The 3,170-nt window shown below is 62.9% G+C and carries 4 protein-coding genes; all 4 read left to right on the forward strand.

What is annotated here, in order from left to right:
- Positions 1-70: 70 nt before the first annotated feature.
- Entirely contained in the window at positions 71-1,063 is a 993-nt protein-coding gene (locus ENSA7_RS41140) for a C-terminal helicase domain-containing protein (protein ID WP_181234635.1), read from the forward strand.
- 67 nt (positions 1,064-1,130) lie between these two features.
- Positions 1,131-1,478, forward strand: a complete 348-nt coding sequence (locus ENSA7_RS41145) for a transposase (RefSeq protein ID WP_106094916.1) — start codon at positions 1,131-1,133, stop codon at positions 1,476-1,478.
- Between the two features lie 441 nt (positions 1,479-1,919).
- Positions 1,920-2,012: a hypothetical protein gene (locus ENSA7_RS46270; RefSeq protein WP_372237586.1), complete on the forward strand. Its 93-nt coding sequence runs from the start codon at positions 1,920-1,922 to the stop codon at positions 2,010-2,012.
- Between the two features lie 143 nt (positions 2,013-2,155).
- Positions 2,156-3,170 (forward strand): transposase (locus ENSA7_RS41155; RefSeq protein ID WP_146158741.1); only part of this gene is annotated, 1,015 nt, incomplete at its 3' end.

The following is a 3,170-nucleotide window of genomic DNA, read 5'->3' on the forward strand; positions in this document are numbered from 1 at the left end:
CCGCTGGCAGATCTTGACGGCCTCGGCCTTCTGTTGCGGTGTAAATGTCCTGCGTTTCTTGCGTGGCACGGTGCTTGTCCTCCAGTTTCCTTCTTCCGGAGGTGTCCATCAAACTGGGGCAGATCTATACCTCCATGAGCGGCTCGACAAGGAGCTAGAGAACGCGAAGGTCGCCAAGATCACGGGAGAGCTCGACGCAGCGGCGCGACGGAAGGTGTTTCGGGCGTTCGCGCCCATCGCCCAACGGGTCACACAGCTGCCCCGTGAGCTCTACGACCTGCTCGTGGCCACCGACGCGATCTCAGAGGGCGAAAACCTCCAGGACGCCGAGATGGTCATCAACTATGACCTGAGCTGGACACCGCTACGGTTGATCCAACGTGTTGGTCGGATCAACCGCTTCACCGCGAAGACCCACAAGATCGATGTCCGCAATTTCTTTCCAGGGACTGAGCCCTATGAGCACATCGTCAAGCTACGGTCTCGGCTACGCGACCGGGGCGAGCGGGTGCGCGAGCTGTCGGACGTCGACTACCTCGAGGACGGGGTGCAGACGCCGGTATGGTTGGCCACGCGCAGCGCCGCCGCGGTGGCCAAGCTCTACGAGGCGAAGCGGCGGGTCCTGACCTGGGCAGAGCTCGTCGAGACAGCCAGCGAGATGCCTAGCACGGAGGTTCCCGCTCACCTGTGGCGAGCGTCGCCCGCAAGCCGTCGACAGGCTCGCCAGCTACCCGACGGCGTCCAAGGATGCGGGTACGGGCGGCATCCAGGCCTCTACCTTCTGCTCGACGTCAATGGGCGACGAATAGGGCTGTTTCGTGACGACCGCGCACACGCGGCGATTCGGTGCGCGCCGCAGCCGCAGAGTCACGAGGAACTGCTAGCGTTGGTGCTCGATGTCACTCTGGGCGAGGTCGAGGTTGATGCGCTCGAGTTCGATCGTGCGATCGGAGAACTCGTCCAACGATGGGTCGGCCGGCCCGGAGCTGACCAAGCCAGCGCGGATGTGAGCGTGTTGGCGGCGCTCGAGGTTCGCGAGGATCCGACGAGCTGTTCCAAATGAGGCTTGGTCGGCAGTGTCCTGCCCCAGTTGAAACCGGACTCCTGCCAGCAGAAAATCAGGAGCCGCCATGCCCACCAAGCCCACCTCGAAACGCCGCCACTGCACCGCCGAGCAGAAGGCCGCCATCGTGCGCCGCCACATGGTCGACAAGGTCCCCGTCTCGGACCTGTGTGACGAGCACGGGATCCAGCCCAGCGTCCTTCACGCCTGGCACAAGCAGGTCGCCGACAACCTCGCCAAGGTGTTCGACAGCCTCGAGGGCGGAGACCGAGCTCGTGCAGCACGTGACGGTGAGCTCGTTCGCAAGGACCAGCAGATCGCCGCGCTTGAGGCCCGCATCGCCAAGAAGGACTCGGTGATCGCGGATATCTCCGAGGAACACATCGCGCTAAAAAAAACACTTGGGGTCCGCTGAAGGGCGGCTGGGTGCCTCATGACACCCGTGATGCCGTCGTCGACTACTTGACCGACTGGGCCGAGAAGACCGAGCTGCCGATGGCGAAGCTGTTGAAGTGGGCCGAGATTTCCAAGCCCAGGTTCTACGAGTGGCGCCAGCGCCACGGCAACGCCAACGAGCACAACGGGAAGGTCCCACGTGACCATTGGCTCGAGCCCGCGGAGCGAAACGCGATCCTCGACTTCCATGCCAAGAACTCGCTCAACGGCTACCGTCGACTCACGTTCATGATGCTCGACCAGGACATCGCCGCGGCCAGCCCGGCGACCGTCTATCGGGTGCTCAAAGGCCGCTGGGCGCCTGAATCGGTGGAACTAGAAGCCCTCGAAAAAGGGCACCGGTTTCGTTCAGCCGCTCGCTCCCCACGCGCACTGGCACATCGACATCACGTATATCAACATCGCCGGAACTTTCTACTACCTGTGCATGGTGCTCGACGGGTATAGTCGCTACATTATCCACTGGGAGCTACGCGAGTCGATGAAGGAGTGATCGACGACATTAATTTTTGCCGGTCGACGACAACTAGACCTTGATCAAGCGCTGCAAAACAGCAAAAAGATGGAATTCACCTGAGGAGCTCAGCGTACGAGGGGTTGCAACACCTTCCGCGAACGCGACGAGGAGCTCTTCAGGTGAACCGAATCCTACTCCAACAACTACGAGCTGAGAAGTACAAGATCGTCCGCAGCCTCAGGCAAGCCAGGGGTGGCATGGCGCCGCGTGACGGCGGACCCGAGATCGGGGCTGGCCGAGCTCGCTACGAGCTGTCGGGTCGAGTCCGGGCGAACTCGTTCGGCGGCATCGGTGCGATTCACAACCTGGTCCGCTCGCTCGGACTTGCTGAGGCGATCGACGAGTGGCTGCCGCTGCTCAGCCAGTACCGGCCCTATCACGAGTCCGATCACGTCCTCAGTATCGCGTACAGCTTCCTGTGCGGAGGGCAGTCCCTCGATGACATCCACCGGCTGCGCTGCGACGGAAGCTACCTTCAAGCCTTGGGCGCTCGGTCGCTCCCGGCCCCGACCACGGCGGGAGACTTCTGCCGGCGATTCACTGCCGACGATGTCGGGACGCTGACCGGGCTCATCAACGATGCGCGAGTAAAAGTCTGGCAACGGCGAGGCGAGGCGCTGCTGGGGCAGACCGCTCGCATCGATGTCGACAGCAGCATCGTCGGGACCACTGGCGAGTGCCGGGAAGGCATGGACATGTCCTACAAGGGCATCTGGGGCTACCACCCTTTGCTGGTTTCGCTGGCGAACACCAACGAGCCGTTGTTTTTGGTCAACCGAAGCGGCAACCGGCCTTCGAGCGAGGGCGCCCCCGAACTCCTCGATGAAGCCGTCGCGCTGTGCCGTGGCGCTGGTTTCAAGAAGGTCCTGATGCGAGGTGACTCGGCATTCTCGACGACCGAACACTTCGACCGCTGGACCGCCGATGGCGTCCGCTTCGTGTTTGGCTACGGCGGTGCTCCGACGCTCAAAGAGCGGGCTGACGGGCTTCCAGAGGAGGACTACGCGAAGCTCATGCGCAAGGCCGAGCTGGCCCTCGACGAAGAGAAGAAGCGTCGAGCCAAGCAGCCGCGGGTCAAGCAGTCGATCGTCGAGGAGCGCGGCTACAAGGACATGCGGCTCGAGTCCGAGCACA

It is taken from the genome of Enhygromyxa salina (assembly GCF_002994635.1).
Classification (GTDB): domain Bacteria; phylum Myxococcota_A; class Polyangia; order Nannocystales; family Nannocystaceae; genus Plesiocystis; species Plesiocystis salina_B.

Excerpts from the sequence above, each read along its gene's own strand:
- ENSA7_RS41145 (WP_106094916.1), top strand. The coding sequence starts at position 1,131 with ATGCCCACCAAGCCCACCTCGAAACGCCGCCACTGCACCGCCGAGCAG.